Annotated in this window: 16 protein-coding genes; 14 read left to right on the top strand and 2 right to left on the bottom strand. The window is 67.5% G+C overall.

Annotated elements, in window-relative coordinates:
- Window positions 1-100: 100 nt before the first annotated feature.
- The 12 genes from pyrG to BM310_RS12265 all read left to right on the top strand — a co-directional run bounded on the left by pyrG (window position 101) and on the right by BM310_RS12265 (window position 11,099).
- On the top strand, window positions 101-1,762 hold the full coding sequence (pyrG, locus tag BM310_RS12320) for a glutamine hydrolyzing CTP synthase (RefSeq protein WP_089808123.1): 1,662 nt from the start codon (window positions 101-103) through the stop codon (window positions 1,760-1,762).
- Window positions 1,762-2,679, top strand: a complete 918-nt coding sequence (gene guaA / locus BM310_RS12315; RefSeq protein WP_089808121.1) for a glutamine-hydrolyzing GMP synthase — start codon at window positions 1,762-1,764, stop codon at window positions 2,677-2,679. The genes pyrG and guaA overlap by 1 nt, the downstream gene beginning before the upstream one ends.
- Window positions 2,676-2,999: a DUF7126 family protein gene (locus tag BM310_RS12310; protein WP_089808120.1), complete on the top strand. Its 324-nt coding sequence runs from the start codon at window positions 2,676-2,678 to the stop codon at window positions 2,997-2,999. The genes guaA and BM310_RS12310 overlap by 4 nt, the downstream gene beginning before the upstream one ends.
- 844 nt (window positions 3,000-3,843) lie before the next feature.
- Window positions 3,844-4,821 carry a beta-ribofuranosylaminobenzene 5'-phosphate synthase family protein gene (locus BM310_RS12305; RefSeq protein WP_089808118.1) on the top strand — a complete coding sequence of 326 codons (978 nt, stop codon included), beginning with the start codon at window positions 3,844-3,846 and terminating at the stop codon, window positions 4,819-4,821.
- A gap of 24 nt (window positions 4,822-4,845) precedes the next feature.
- Entirely contained in the window at window positions 4,846-5,682 is an 837-nt protein-coding gene (locus BM310_RS12300) for an RAD55 family ATPase (RefSeq protein WP_089808116.1), read from the top strand.
- Window positions 5,683-5,739: 57 nt separating this feature from the next.
- Window positions 5,740-6,558: a CopG family transcriptional regulator gene (locus BM310_RS12295; RefSeq protein ID WP_089808114.1), complete on the top strand. Its 819-nt coding sequence runs from the start codon at window positions 5,740-5,742 to the stop codon at window positions 6,556-6,558.
- Window positions 6,555-7,142: a hypothetical protein gene (locus BM310_RS12290; RefSeq protein WP_089808112.1), complete on the top strand. Its 588-nt coding sequence runs from the start codon at window positions 6,555-6,557 to the stop codon at window positions 7,140-7,142. The genes BM310_RS12295 and BM310_RS12290 overlap by 4 nt, the downstream gene beginning before the upstream one ends.
- Before the next feature lie 55 nt (window positions 7,143-7,197).
- Window positions 7,198-7,521, top strand: coding sequence for a transcription factor S (locus BM310_RS12285; RefSeq protein ID WP_089808109.1), 324 nt, complete (start codon window positions 7,198-7,200; stop codon window positions 7,519-7,521).
- Window positions 7,522-8,283: 762 nt separating this feature from the next.
- On the top strand, window positions 8,284-8,658 hold the full coding sequence (locus BM310_RS12280) for a hypothetical protein (protein ID WP_143105161.1): 375 nt from the start codon (window positions 8,284-8,286) through the stop codon (window positions 8,656-8,658).
- Between the two features lie 246 nt (window positions 8,659-8,904).
- Complete coding sequence (locus tag BM310_RS12275) at window positions 8,905-10,191, top strand: MFS transporter (protein WP_089808105.1); 1,287 nt, start codon at window positions 8,905-8,907, stop codon at window positions 10,189-10,191.
- Window positions 10,192-10,266: 75 nt separating this feature from the next.
- On the top strand, window positions 10,267-10,614 hold the full coding sequence (locus tag BM310_RS12270; protein WP_089808103.1) for a hypothetical protein: 348 nt from the start codon (window positions 10,267-10,269) through the stop codon (window positions 10,612-10,614).
- Window positions 10,615-10,694: 80 nt separating this feature from the next.
- The gene (locus BM310_RS12265) at window positions 10,695-11,099 is read left to right on the top strand and encodes a hypothetical protein (protein WP_089808101.1); all 405 of its coding nucleotides are present in this window, start codon (window positions 10,695-10,697) and stop codon (window positions 11,097-11,099) included.
- Here BM310_RS12265 and BM310_RS12260 read toward each other — a convergent pair.
- Entirely contained in the window at window positions 11,078-11,749 is a 672-nt protein-coding gene (locus BM310_RS12260; protein WP_089808099.1) for a dienelactone hydrolase family protein, read from the bottom strand. The genes BM310_RS12265 and BM310_RS12260 overlap by 22 nt on opposite strands.
- A 52-nt stretch (window positions 11,750-11,801) precedes the next feature.
- On the opposite strand from BM310_RS12260, the gene BM310_RS12255 reads away from it, so the two are divergent.
- Both BM310_RS12255 and BM310_RS12250 read left to right on the top strand, forming a co-directional pair.
- Window positions 11,802-12,629: a PspA/IM30 family protein gene (locus BM310_RS12255; protein WP_089808097.1), complete on the top strand. Its 828-nt coding sequence runs from the start codon at window positions 11,802-11,804 to the stop codon at window positions 12,627-12,629.
- Window positions 12,630-12,720: 91 nt separating this feature from the next.
- Window positions 12,721-13,887 (top strand): hypothetical protein, encoded by a 1,167-nt coding sequence (locus BM310_RS12250; protein ID WP_089808095.1) that lies wholly within the window; start codon window positions 12,721-12,723, stop codon window positions 13,885-13,887.
- A gap of 61 nt (window positions 13,888-13,948) precedes the next feature.
- Here the strand turns inward: BM310_RS12250 and BM310_RS12245 are convergent, their stop codons facing one another.
- On the bottom strand, window positions 13,949-14,992 hold the full coding sequence (locus tag BM310_RS12245) for a dipeptide epimerase (RefSeq protein ID WP_089808094.1): 1,044 nt from the start codon (window positions 14,990-14,992) through the stop codon (window positions 13,949-13,951).
- Window position 14,993 lies beyond the last annotated feature (1 nt).

The raw sequence follows: 14,993 nt of genomic DNA, 5'->3' as shown, positions 1-14,993 counted from the left end.
CCGGACGCGCGTGTACTTTCAACCCGGAAACACGTGGGGGTGTGTGGCACGGAATCGGTCGCTCCGAAACGGTTTTGACGTGGGCTGGCACACAGTCGGTATGCCGAAGGAACCCGAAACCGGGTACGACCCGTCTCTGGGTCGGAAGTTCATTTTCGTGACAGGAGGTGTGATGTCCGGACTGGGCAAAGGCATCACCGCCGCGAGTACGGGCCGTCTGCTCTCGAACGCCGGGTTCGACGTCACCGCGGTCAAGATCGACCCGTATCTGAACGTCGACGCCGGGACGATGAACCCGTACCAGCACGGCGAGGTGTACGTCCTGAAGGACGGCGGCGAGGTCGACCTCGACCTGGGGAACTACGAGCGATTCCTCGGGGAGGACATGACCTCCGACCACAACGTGACGACGGGGAAGACGTACCAGCACGTCATCCAGAAGGAACGCGCCGGCGACTACCTCGGGAAGACGGTGCAGATAATCCCGCACGTCACCGACGACATCAAGCGACGCATCCGCGAGGCGGCCGCGGGGACGGACGTCTGCATCGTCGAAGTCGGCGGCACCGTCGGCGACATCGAGGGGATGCCGTTCCTCGAAGCGCTCCGACAGTTCGCCCACGAGGAGGAGGACGACGACATCCTCTTCACGCACGTCACCCTCGTCCCGTACTCGAAGAACGGCGAGCAGAAGACGAAGCCGACGCAGCACTCCGTGAAGGAACTGCGGAGCATCGGCCTGCAACCCGACGTCCTCGTCGGGCGCTCGGAGGACAAACTCGACCCCGAGACGAAGGAGAAGATAGCGCTGTTCTGCGACGTGCCGACGGAGGCGGTGTTCTCGAACTCCGACGTCGAGGACATCTACCACGTCCCCCTGATGGTCGAGGAGGAGGGCCTCGACGAGTTCGTGATGGAACGGCTGAACCTCTCGGTGGAGGCGCGGCCGAAGCCGGAACGCGACAACCGCTGGCGCGAACTCGTCACGCGCGACCGGGAGCAGGAGGTCGACGTCGCCCTCGTCGGCAAGTACGACCTCGAAGACGCCTACATGTCCGTCAACGAGGCGCTGAAACACGCCGGCATCGAGACGCGGACGGAGGTGAACGTCCTCTGGGTGGACTCCGACGAGATGCTGGACAAGCACACGAACCGCCTGAAGGAGGCCGACGGCGTCGTCGTCCCCGGCGGGTTCGGCACGCGCGGCACCGCGGGCAAGATAGAGGCGATTCGCTACTGCCGCGAGAACGACGTGCCGTTCCTCGGCCTCTGTCTCGGCTTCCAGATGGCCGTCGTCGAACACGCGCGCAACGTCCTCGGCCACGAGGACGCCCACTCGGCGGAAATCGACCCCGACACCTCCTACCCCGTCATCGACCTGCTCCCCGAGCAGTACGAGACGGAGGACATGGGCGGAACGATGCGTCTCGGTGCCCACGAGACGGCCATCGGCGAAGGGTCCCTCGCCGAACACGTCTACGGCGCCACCGCCTGCACGGAACGCCACCGGCACCGCTACGAGGTCGCCCCCGACTACATCGACGAACTCGAAGACGGCGCGCTGACGTTCTCCGGGCGGGCGGACAACCGGATGGAGATTCTCGAACGGACCGACCACCCGTACTTCCTCGGGACGCAGTTCCACCCCGAGTTCCGGTCGCGCCCCGACCGGGCGAGTCCGCCGTTCGTGGGATTCCTGCAGGCCGTCCTCGGTGACCTCGACGCGCGCGAACTCGCCGCGGACCCGGAGGTGCAGGCGTAATGGTCGACACCGACTCGTTCGTCGACGAGGCGACCGAGGAGATTCGGGAGACGGTCGGCGACGCGAACGCCGTCATCGCCCTCTCCGGCGGCGTCGACTCCTCCGTCGCGGCCGCACTCGCCTACCGAGCCATCGGCGACCAACTCACCCCCGTCTACGTCGACACCGGCCTGATGCGGAAGGGCGAGACGGAGAGCATCCACGAGACGTTCGACTACATGGAGTCGCTCCGCGTGGTCGACGCCGAAGACCGGTTCCTCGGCGCTCTCGAGGGCGTCGTCGACCCCGAGGAGAAGCGAAAGGCCATCGGCGAGCAGTTCATCCGCGAGTTCGAACGCGAGGCGACGGACGTCGGCGCGGACTACCTCGTGCAGGGGACCATCTACCCCGACCGCATCGAGTCCGAGGGCAACATCAAGTCCCACCACAACGTCGGCGGCCTGCCGGACGTGGTGGACTTCGAGGGCATCGTCGAACCCGTCCGCGACCTCTACAAAGACGAGGTTCGGGAGGTGGCCCGCGCCCTCGGTCTGGAGGAAGTCGTCTCCGAGCGCATGCCGTTCCCCGGCCCCGGACTCGCCGTCCGCGTCATCGGCGAGGTGACGAAGGAGAAGGTCGAGGTGGCCCGCGAGGCGTGCCACGTCGTCGAAGAGGAACTGGAGGAGTACGACCCCTGGCAGGCGTTCGCCGCCGTCATCGGCAAGGGGACGGGCGTGAAGGGGGACAACCGCGTCCACGGCTGGATCGTCGCCGTTCGCTCCGTCGAGTCGCGCGACGGCATGACCGCCCGAGCGCAGGAACTGTCGTGGGAGACGCTCCAGCGCATCCAATCGCGCATCACCGGTCAGAACGACAACGTCGCGCGGGTCGTCTACGACGTAACGCACAAGCCCCCCGCGACCATCGAGTACGAATGACCGTGCTCATCACCGGACCCGACGAAGACGGACTCGGCGACGCCATCGCGGCCCTCGGCGTCGAGTTGATTCGCTTCGACGGCGTCGCCAACCGCGACGCCCTGCTCGAGGCGGGCATCGACACCGTAGATACGCTCGTCCTCACCGACATGGACGACGCCTCCATCATCCCCGTCGCTCGCGAGGAGAACCCCGACGTCCGAATCGTCACCTACTCGCACGACTCGCTCCCGGAGTTCGCCCGCGGCCAGACCGACCTCGCCGTGGACCCGAACCTCCTCGCGGCCGACGTGGTCGCCGAGGAACTCGTCGAGGTCTGACTGCGACCCACCGCTCTTCGGTCCACTCGTTCTCCCGAGTCTCTCCCCTCGCGAGTCGCGCGTCCGCCGCCCCCCTCGGCCGCACCGGTCGCGCACTCCGCGTTCTCGCGCGCGAGTCGTCGACCCGCCCCGAACCGACCGCCGCCGGAGTCCGTCCCGAGAACGGCGAGGCGGCCGCCAAATACGCTCAGGAATCTGATACGTGTATGACGCGGCCCAGTCGTGCGATTCGGCGGATTCGCCGCGGGGACCGGGTGACCCTTCAGCCGAATTAACTCCGATTTAATGTCGGCTTACCGGTGGAAACGGCTGAATTCGGGTTCAGCGTCGCCCCGGTTGAAGTGGTCTCCGCTCCAAGCGAAAGACGCGGTGACGCACCGGACGGCCGGACGGCCACCACGCTCGAAGACACCCCACAGTCGGCGATTCGGTGGTCGACGGCCGCCCACGCAGATCCGCTCGTCGCAGTCGGGCGGCGACGGCGGCCCCCGACGGTCCGCAGCGAGCCGTCGGGGGCCGGCGCGTGCCCCGCACGCGACGTCGCCCATTCCGACACAGACCGCGGACGCCCGCCGACCCCGCCGGCGGGCGTCCGGCCCGTGCCCGCCGGGTCGTGACCACTCCCACCACCCCACCCCCTCACGAACCCGGCGCACGTCAGGCAGACCGAGGCACCCCCACTCCTCCCCGTCGTTCGGCCCTCGACCCGCGACCGGTCGGCGCCGTGACCCGAGACGCCGGACGAGTCCGAACGTTCTGCGACAGTCCCCCGCGCCGACGGCGCGGACGCCGCGATGTTGCCACCGTCGAAACCCACATACTCGCCGGTCCGGAACGTCCACCGATGAGTCGCGTCCGCGTCTCGACCGGTGCCCGCCTCCACTTCGGCTTCCTCAACCTGAGCCTCGCCCATCAGCGACTGTACGGCGGACTCGGCGTCGGACTCGACGAACCGCGGACCGTCGTCGCGGCCGAACCGGCGACGGAGATAGACTGCCCGGACGCGGACGCGCGAGCGTACGTCGAACGCGCCGTCGATGCCCTCGACGTTCCGGGGGCCGCCGTCGCCGTCGAGTCCGCCCTCCCGCGACACGCCGGTCTCGGCAGCGGAACGCAACTGGCGCTCGCTGTCCTCGAAGCGGTCGCCCGCGCGCACGACCGCACGGTGTCGGTCCGGGAACTCGCCCCCCGCCTCGGCCGCGGCGGCCGGTCGGGCATCGGCGTCGCCGCGTTCGAGGACGGCGGCGTCCTCGTGGACGGCGGCCACCCCACCGCCCGGTTCACCACCGACCGCCCGGCCGACGGCGACTGGACCGTCCCCCCGGTCGCCGTCCGCCACGCCGTCCCCGACGACTGGCGCTTCGTCGTCGTCGTCCCCGACGCCGACTCGGGCCGGAGCGGCGAGGAGGAGGACGAGAGCATGCGCTCCGTGGTCGAACGCGCCGACCCCGGCGTGGCCGACCGCATCTCGGGCGTCCTCTCCCGCCGACTGCTCCCGGCCGTCGCCGACGGGAGCGCCGCGCGGTTCGGGGAGGCCGTCTCGGAAATCGGGCGGCTGAACGGCGCGTGGTACGCCGACGAACAGGGCGGGGTCTACCGCCCGCCGGTCGGCGAACTCGTCGCGTCGCTGGAGGACGACCCCGCCTGCTACGGCGCGGGGCAGTCGTCGTGGGGGCCGGCCGTGTACGCCGTCACCGACGCCGACCACGCCGACGCGGCGCGGGCGGCGGGACGGGCCGCCCTCGACGCCGCCGACGTGGCCGGCGAAGTACGCCTCGTCCGCGGGCGAAACGAGGGCGCGACGATTCGGCGAAACGGTTAACGGACCCCGACGTGAGTCCGGGGCATGAGCAGTATCCCGTTCGGCGTCTCCCGCCTCGACCGTATCGTGGACGGCGGCGCACCGCCCGGTTCGGTCGTCCTCCTCGCCGGCGAACCCGGCGCGGGCGCCCGCGAGTTCATGTTCACGAGCGCGACGATGAACGCCGTCTACGAGGCCGACGACGACCTGTTCGACCTCTACTACGGCGACCTCCACGAGGACTCCGAGCCCCCCTCGGAGGTGCACTACCTCTCTTTCACCGACGACGAACGGAGCCTCCGGCGGGAGATGTCGTACGTGTTCGACCGGTCGCTCGTGGACGCCGCCACCGACCGAATCCGGTTTCACGACCTCTCGGCGACCTACTTCCGGCCCAGCCCGATTCCGCGCGAGTGGTATCAGGGGGAGGCGACGACGCTGCAGGACCTCGGCGAACGCCACAACCGCGATTCGGTGCTGACGGCGCTGGGCAACTACCTGAGCGAACACGCCAGCGGCAACCTCGTCGTCATCGACTCCATCACCGACCTCGTGGCTGGCATCTCCGACGAGATGTCGTGGAACGACATCGCGATGGTGATGCGCGGCGTCAACAAGGCGGCGTACCGGTGGGGCGGACTCATCCTCGCACTCGTCGGACGCGACACGCTCGAACGGACCGAACTCGCCCACCTGATGGACGCCGTCGACGGGACGCTCCAGTTCGAGTGGGAGACCGGCGGCTCCAAGCGGGCGCGAACGCTCGTCGTCCAGGAGTTCCGCGGCGTCCTCTCGCAACTGGAGTCCGAGGACATCGTCCAGTTCGAGACGCAGATACACGACGGCGGGTTCGACGTGAGCGACGTCAGGAAGATTCGCTGACCGTGCCGTGCGCCGCGCTGCCAATCTTTAAGTCAGAATAACGTAAGGTTCTGTTGAATGGGAGGGGAACGGGCGAAGACGCTGTCTGACGAACTGGAGCGGTGGGTCGAACAGAAGACCGCGGAGTCGGACGTCGACCGGTCGGAACTGGTGAGGCGAGCGCTCACGGCGTACCGTCTCGTCGACGAGGGCGACGAGTCGCTGGCGACGCCGGTCGAGCGACTGGACCGACTCGACGGCCGCGTGGCCGACCTGGAGGCTGACCTCGACGAGAAGGTGACGGACGTGCGCGAACGCGTCATTCAGGTCAAACGCGAGGCCGACGCGAAGGCCCCGGCGGACCACGACCACCCGGAACTGGCGAGCGACGTGGCGGCCGCGGAGTCGGAGGCCGAGCGAGCGCACGACGCCGTCGCGGAGGTTCGCGAGACGGTCTCGACGCTCCAACGGCGACTGGACGACGGTTTCGAGAACTACGAGGAGGTGCTGGAGTACCTCACCGACGCCACCGAGGAGACCGAAGAGAAACTCGACGCCGTCGCGAGCGCCGTTCACGACCTGCGGCGCCGGACGGCGGAGGCCGAAGGGGCCGCCGCGGAACGGACGGCCGCCACCGAACTCAAGCGCGAGGCGAACCGCAAGGGTGTCTCGACCGCAAACTGTCAGTCGTGCGAGAGGTCTGTCGACGTCGCCCTCCTCGACCTGCCGTACTGTCCGCACTGCGGGGAGACGTTCGACGGCGTCCGCGAGAAACAGGGGCTGTTCGGGTCGCCGTCGCTCACGACCGGGCGCCGACCGGCCCTCGAACGACCGACCGACGGTGACGACGGCCCGGAACCGGTGTTCGAAGTCGACGGGGAGGAGGACGGACGATGACCGACGACGACGAACCCCTCTCGGACGTCGCTCGGCGTCTCGGGGGCGACGAGGACGGCGACGACGCGGCCGCGGCGGACGGAATCGGCGAGGACGGTCCGACGGATGCGACGGACGGAATCGGCGAGGACGGTCCGGCGGACGCCGCAGACGCGACGGACGACGCACCGCTCTCGGACCTCGTTCGACGCATCGAACGCCGGCGGTCGGAGCGACGCGACGCGGGTCGGACGGACGGACGCGACGGCCGGGTCGACGGTGCGGCCGCGGCGGACGACGCCGAGTCGCTGTTCGAGTCGATGGCCGTCGAGACGGTGGACTCCGAGGCGATGTGGGCCGGACTGGTCGAGGAGGACGACGGGGCGACGGGGGTCGGTCCCGCCGGCGACGCGGCCGAACCCGTCGACGACGAGTTGCCGGGCCACGACGACCACGTGGTCCCGAAGTCGGAGTTCTGCCAGCAGTGTCCCCACCTCGCGGCCCCGCCGGAACTGGCCTGTACCCACGAGGGGACGGAGATAGTCGAAGTGGTCGAGACGGACCGGTTCCGCGTGCGGAACTGTCCGATGGTCGACGAGGACTGACGCCCGTCGCGCCGAGGCGTGCAACACATTAGTGACCGCGGCCGTAGGTCGGCGTATGCAGTTCTGCGACGAGTGCGGTTCGATGATGCACAATCAGGACGGCGAGATGGTCTGTTCGAGTTGCGGCGCGACGCAGGAACAGGACACAGACCGCGCCGCGGAGTTCGTCTCGACCGAAGCGCAGGACGACTCGGACGTCATCGAGACGGAGGAGGGCGCGGACTTCGAGGGGAAACCGACGGCGACGGACGTGACCTGCGAGGAGTGCGGCCACGGCGAGGCGTGGTACACCATCAAACAGACCGGGTCGGCCGACGAACCGCCGACGCGCTTTTTCAAGTGCAAGAACTGCGGGCGGCGGTGGCGCGGCTACAACTGATACAGACTTTTTAAGGACTGTTATCGCCGGATTCGATTTTCCGAAGTCCGTAGATTTGCTGGCAGGATTGCATCAGTGAACTCTACACATAGAATACGGTAGTATGGGATACTGGGGAGACACCGGGGAGCCGGTATATCGCAGGGAAGGTGCCCCATTTCGGCTTCGTAGACCAGATGGAGGATGCCTCGGTGGAATGGGGGGTGCCGTCGCTCATGCAACGACGAGGCAGTTAGTCGGCTGTTCGTATATGTTGAGTAGTAATGTCGAGTGAGCGTTTCGGGACTCTGCCAGAGTTGTCAGACTTCTACCCCCATTATACCTTTATAAGCAAACAACAAATCGTAACCGAAATTGACTATACCCCCTTTCTAACGAGGAATATACCTGTGTTTCGACTGTATAACCCTCCGATGTAATGCGATTATCGTTCATAGCAACCCACTTTCACCGTGCTTTGATTACAGTTAAACCCCCCATTTTGGGACATTCTGGCGGCGAAAACGTTAAGTAGTGCACAGACGTGTTTCCGAGCAACATGCTATGACGAATCAGTAACAACGGAAATGAAGGGTGAACCGCCCTGCGCGAACCACTCGGCTCCTACACAGAACGGTTCACGCAGGCCGATTGCCCCTACCCGCCGACAGGGGATTGCCCTGCCTCGGGATACCTCTGCCTTGGCATGGATGGTATTTCTGTGCTTTGGTCCCGGTGAAAGTAGTCCGAGGTACTGGGAATAGTCGGCACCCACCGCCAAGAATGTCAACTACAACAACTGTCGCTGAGAGAGTCATTGAATACGTTGAGAGCGAGGATGAGTGGTTTCGTGCCGCTGAGATAGCGGAAGAAATCGACTCATCAACCGACTATACCAGAATGGTCCTGAACGGCCTTCACGACTCAGATGAGGTCCAGAAGAAGGAGGAGGGCCAAATCATCGGCTCCACGATTGAGGGCGAGATGTGGGTCCTTGATACGAAGGAGCACGCGAGAACCGTAATTCGGATGTTCGGAGACTTACCCGACGAGAAGGTCAACGCAATGGGCCTTGACGAACTCCGAAGTTACGTGAAAGCTGAGATTGCAGATTACACCGGACATATCGGAAGCAAGGTCTGGTACAAGCAAACCTGAAGTCCGACACTACACGATTTTTTGCTTGGCTCGACTTCGCGGGGGTTCGCTAACGAGATTAGCTCCGTCTTTCGCTCGAATCTATCATAAGCAAACCCCTCTGAGCCGCAATCTTCCAAGTCCAAGAACTGCGGACGGCGGTGGCGCGGGTATAACTGACCGAAGCCGATTCCCGCGTCGGACTGCCGATACCGCCGCCGATTTAGACCCGGCCGCGGAGGTGGACGCACGGAGCCACCGACGCGAATGACCGACGACGGCGTCTCGGCGGAGTCGTACGTCCTGCTCGTCCTCGCCAGCGCCGGCTACTTCTGCTTCACGTTCTCGTGGTTCTCGCTCGCGGCGTTCCTCGTGCCGGTCATCGAGGAGTTGGGGCTGTCCGGCACCGAGGCCGGAGTCGTCACCGGCGCGGTGCAACTGAGCTACATCCCCCTCTCGCTCCTGTCGGGCCTCGTCATCGACCGGTTGGGTGCGCGGCGAGCGCTCGGTGCGGGCCTGTTCGTCGTCGGCGTCGCGCACCTCATCCGGGGGTTCGCCACCGGGTTCGCCTCCGTTCTGGCGCCGACGCTCCTCCTCGGCGTCGGCGGCACCGCCGTCACCTTCGGCCTGCCGAAACTGGTCTCCGACCTGTTCCCGGCCGAACGCGCGGGGACGGTGTCGTCCGTCTACACGGTGGGCGCGACGCTCGGGAGCGCGACGGTGTTCGCCGTCGCGCGGCCACTCGTCGGCCAGTTCGGGGCCGGGTGGCGGCAGTTCTTCCGCTACGGCGGCGTCCTCGTCGTCGGGTTCGCCCTCCTGTGGGTCGTCGCGTCGTGGGCGCTGTGGGGTCGCGTCGAGCGGTTCGGCGCGGACGACGGAGACCAGACGTTCGCGCGGGCGTCGATAGCGAGCGACCTCCGCTCGGTGTTCACCCACTACGGCCTGTTGCTGCTGGTGGTCGTCGGCACGATGCGGCTGTTCATCAGTCACGGCCTGTCGAACTGGCTCGCGACGATTCTGGAGACGCGCGGCATGACGCCGGCGCTGGCGGGGACGCTGACGAGCCTGTTCGTCCTCGTCCGCGTGCTCGGCATCGTCGGCGTCCCCGCGCTCTCGGACCGCCTCTCGACGCGTCGACTCCCGATAGTCGGTTGCGGCGTCGCCGGGACGCTCGGACTGCTGGGACTGGTCGTCGGTACCTCGCTGTGGACGCTGTCGGCGTCGCTCCTCCTCGTCGGCGTCTTCGCCATCGGCGGATTGGCACCGCTCGTCCGGGCGATTCCGATAGAGATGGACGGTATCGGACCGCGCCTCACCGCCGTCGCGACGGGGCTGATATTCACCGTCGGGGAAGTCGGCGGCTTCCTCGGGCCGTTCACCGTCGGCTTCGTCTACGACCGCACCGGGACGTTCGCGCCGGCACTCGGCACGCTGGCCGCCGCGAGTCTCGTCACGGCCGTCGTCGGCTACCACATGGACGAACCGTCGGACTCCGAGCGTGACGGGCCGTCGGGCGGGTCGGCGGGTGAGCGACGCCCGAGCGGCCCCTCATAATAGTGTACCGGCCGATAACGGCCACCTCAGCCGGCAACAAAGCCTTTCAGTCGCCCGCTCGACGCACGAACAGTAATGTCCGAATACACCCTGCACGTTCCGTCGGTCCGCGGTGCGACGAAAGACGCCCCCAAGACGCCGTACGAGGCGGACGACTTCTCGGTCGACGACATGTCCGACATCGACGACTACTTCCTCCTCTCGACGTCCGGCATCCCGCCGGAGTCGTTCACCGACCTCTACCTCCCGGTCTGCCACGTCGACGGCCGACTGAGTCTCCCGCTTCTCCGGCGCGCCCTCGACCAGATAGAGACGCTCGAAGACCTCGACGCCCAGACGAAGACCGAGACCATCGACATGATTCACGACCTCGGGGAGTGCTTCCCGAACGACGCCCTCGACGCCGAACGCGCCGACGACTGACACCGGCCACCGACCGGCGCCGTCCCGCCACGGCACTTCCCACGCGACACGTTCTTGTCACTCGGCGGTTACGTCCGCGTATGTCCCTCCAGCGACGACTTCGACCGACCCCGCGCCCGTGGCACGCCGTGATGCTGGCCGTGTTCCTCGCGGGGACCGCGTGGTCGCTTCGCGGGCGACCCCTCGAACCGCTCCCCGTCCTCACCGCCGTCCTCGGCGGTCTGTTCGGCCTCGTCGTCTTCCAGTTCACCGTCGGGAACCTCTGGGCGTACGCCGTCGAGTACTACAACGCGGGCGGCAGTTGGACCGACCCGCCGTTCGTCGCCCCGTTCGCCGTCGCCCTCGTCGCCGGCGCGGCGACGTACGTCTTCCTCGCCGACGTGGCCGCGGCGGCGTGGGCGGCGTTCTGGACGTTCATCGTCGCCGCGGGCGTCGTCGCCGTCCTCGTCAACGCCGCCGCCGGTTACCGCGAGGCCGGGGGCTGAAGCCACGGCACGAGGAAGTCGACCACCGCCGTCGCCGCCTTCTCCTCCTGTCCGACGAAGAAGTGGTCCGCCTCGAGTTCGACCACCGCCTGCTCGAACTCGCGGGCGCGTTCGGCGACGAGGTGGGCGGCGGCGACGTCGTCGCGCGTCCCGTACACCACCTGCACGGGGACGGGCACGTCGGGGAACGCGGCGACGACGTCGAGGTCCTCGGCGAGTCTGTGCGCCGGCGCGAGGGCGGAGACGGCCCGCACGTCCGCCCCGCCCGCGGCCGCCAACAACGCCATCGCGCCCCCGAAACTGAAGCCGAACAGGGCGACCCGTTCGTACCGGTCGGCGGCCCACTCGACTGCGCGGTGGGCGTCGGCGAGTTCGCCATGCCCCTCGTCCCACGCGCCGTAGTCGAACCGGAGGCAGTCGACGCCGCGCCGACCGAGGGCGTCGCTGACGGCGACGAGGCGCCCGTCGCCGCGGTGCCCACCGTGTTGCGGGTGGGGCGGGCAGGCGACGACGACGGCCTCGGACGCAGTCCCGTCGACTGGTTCGCCGTCGCCACCGGCGTCGTCGCCCGCGTTCTCGCCGTCGCTCCCGGCGACGTCGAGCGTCGCCCGCACGTCGCGTCCGCCCGGTATCAGGACCGTCTCGCTCACGCGACACCTTGACCGCGTGAGGTTTTAAGGCCAGCGTGAACAAGATAGGGCTATGGGAATCCTCTCACGCGCGTCTTACGTCGTCCGCTCGAAAATCAACTCCCTCCTCAACCGCGCGGAGGACCCGACGGAGACGCTCGACTACTCCTACGAGAAGATGCGCGACGAACTCCAGCAGGTCAAGCAGGGAATCGCCGACCTGACGACGCAGAAGAAGCGTCTGGAGATTCAGAAGCGCCGTCTGGAGGAGAACGTCGAGAAACACAACGAACAGGCCCGCGAGGCGGTCAGACAGGACCGCGACGACTTGGCCCGTCGCGCCTTGGAGAAGAAGCAGGCGAAGATGAACCAGATAGAGGAACTGGAGACGCAGATCGCCAACCTCCAGGACACGCAGGACAACCTCGTCGACAAGAAGAACGAACTCCAGAACCGCATCGAGGAGTTCCGGACGAAGAAGGAGACGATGAAGGCGCGGTACGAGGCGGCCGAAGCCTCCTCGCGCGTCTCCGAGGCGATGTCTGGCGTCGGCGACGAGATGGGCGACGTCTCTCGCGCCCTCGAACGCGCGGAGGACCAGACCGACGAGATGGAGGCCCGGTCGGCCGCGATGGACGAACTCGTCGACACCGGCGCGTTCGACGACGCGATGTCCGACAAGGACTCCATCGACCGCGAACTGGAGACGGGTCGGACGAACGCCGAAGTCGACACCGAACTGGAGACGCTGAAGACCGAGATGGGCAAGTCGTCGGCACCGGCCGAGAGCGACGAGGAGACGTCGAGCGCCGACGTCGACGAGGAACTGGAGGAGATGGACGTCGCCGACGAGGACGTCGAGGCGGAACTCGAGGAACTGAAGAACGAAGACGACGCCTGAACCGTCGTCGCCGCTCTCCTCGTCCGGCCGCTTCCGCACCGCGAGTGGCCACGATACCTATACCGTCTCTCTCGAAAGCAATACGGAACTGATGGTTGCCGACGACGAGACGGGGTCCGACTCGGGCGACGACGACGCGTCTGCCGACGAGGGTGACCGACCCGACAGCGACGAGGGTGACCGGCCTGACAACGAGGAGGATGACCGGCCCGAGGCCGACGGGGAGAGCCGTCGCGACGGTGAGCCGAGCGACACGATGCGCGAACGCGCCGGGGAGAACCGGGTCAAACTGTGGTTCCTCCTCGACGCGAACCGCTGGTTCGTCGCGTTCATCCCGATCGTCGTCTCCCTCGTGGCGATGCTGACGTTCGGCATCCTCGACCCGGCGCCGTTGGTCGCCGCCATCGTGTCCGGCGACCCCATCGAGACGCTGTTTCAGGCGTTCGTGACCGCGACCATCACCGGGGTGACGCTCGTCGTCTCCATCAACTCGCTCGTCCTCTCGCAGGAACTCGGGCCGCTGGGCGACCAGCGCGACCGGATGGAGGGCGCGATGTCGTTCCGCGCCGACGTCGAGGAGGACCTGGACGTTCCCGCGGCGCCGCCGGAACCGTCGGCGTTCCTGCGCGCACTCATCGACGCCGTCCAGAACCGCGCGAACGACCTGCAGGAGGCGGCGAAGGGGCAGGCGGAGACCGAAGACCGCGTCTCGGCGTACGTCGAGGGGCTCATCTCGCACGCCGGCGAGGTGTCGGACGAACTCGAAGACGAGCAGTTCGGGACGTTCGACGTGCTGTTCGCCGCACTCGACTTCAACTACTCGTGGAAGATCTACGAGGCGCGACGGCTCCGCAACGAGTTCCGTGATAGCCTCAACGACGAGGCGCGCGACGCCCTCGACAACGTGGTGAACACGCTCACCTACTTCGGCCCCGCCAGAGAGCACTTCAAGACGCTCTACTTCCAGTGGGAACTCATCAACCTCTCGCGGGCGATGCTGTACGCGGCCGTCCCGACGCTCGTCATCTCCTCGTCGGCCATCCTCTTCTTGGACAACCCCGGCAGCATCACGGGGTCGACCGCCGGCGTCCACAACCTCGTCATCGTCGTCAGTCTCGCGGCGTCGCTGTCGCTGCTCCCGTTCGGCATCCTCCTGTCGTACATGCTCCGCATCGCCACCGTCGCCAAGCGGACGCTCTCCATCGGCCCGTTCATCCTACGCTCGGCGAGTCGGTCCGAGGACCTCGACTGGGAGTGAGCGAGGCGCTCGGTTCGTCGAGCGACGGACGGTCGACTGTCGGCCGTCGGGCGTCTACTCGTCAGTCTGTCCGCCGCGCGCCCGTCCCGCTTCGGTTCAGGTCGCGGAGTCGAATCTCGCCGTCCTCGATGGGGACGCCCTCGTAGTCGTCCTCGCCGAGGAGGAGCGCGCCGTCGAGGTCGGCGTAGTCCAGCAGGGGTGCGAGGTGACACGCGGCGGCGATGGCGGCGTTCGACTCGATCATACAGCCCAGCATCACTTCCAGTCCGTGCGCGCGGGCGGCGTGGACCATCCGCGTCGCCTCCGAGAGACCGCCGCACTTCATCAGTTTCAGGTTCACGACGTCGGTGCGGTCGGCGACCCGCGGCACGTCCGCGAGGGTGACGCAGGACTCGTCGGCGGCCAGTGGGAGCGCGGCGCGTTCGTAGACGAACCGCAGTCCCTCGGGGTCGGCGGCCGGGACGGGTTGCTCGACGAACTCCACGTCGTACGACGCCAACATCTCGGTCTTCGCGACGGCCTCGCGCGGCGTCCACGCCTCGTTTGCGTCCACGCGAATCGTCGCCTCGGGCGCGGCGTCGCGCACCGCCTCGACTATCTCCTCGTCGCGGTCGGTGCCGAGTTTGACCTTCAGGACGGGAAAGCCCGCCTCGACGGCCTCCTCGGTCTTCTCGCGCATCGTCTCGGTGTCGTCGAGGCCGATGGTGAAGGAGGTGGGCGGCGCCTCGTCCGCGTCGAGTCCCCACTGGCGGTAGAGGGGCAGTCCGAGGCGCTTGGAGGCGAGGTCGTGGAGGGCGATTTCGACGCCGGCGCGGGCGGCGGGGTTGCGGCCGACGCGTTCGCGCATCCCGCGCTCTATCTTGGCGATGCCGTGCGGGTCGCCGACGGACTCGACGACGTCGAGCAACTCCGGCAGGACGGCCTCGACGGTGTCGGCCGTCTCGCCGTAGTGAGCGGAGGGGGCCGCCGCGCCGACGCCGGTCATGCCGCCGTCGTCGGTGATGCGGACGACGACGTTCTCGGCCGCCGTCTGCGTGCCGCGGGAGATGGTGAAGTCGTCGGCCAGGGGGTACGACACCCGTTCGAACTCGGTCGTCAGGAGCACG

This window comes from Halogeometricum rufum (assembly GCF_900112175.1).
Lineage (GTDB): Archaea > Halobacteriota > Halobacteria > Halobacteriales > Haloferacaceae > Halogeometricum > Halogeometricum rufum.
Note: the sequence above shows the minus strand (reverse complement) of the source record. Positions and strands in the feature narration are given on the sequence as shown.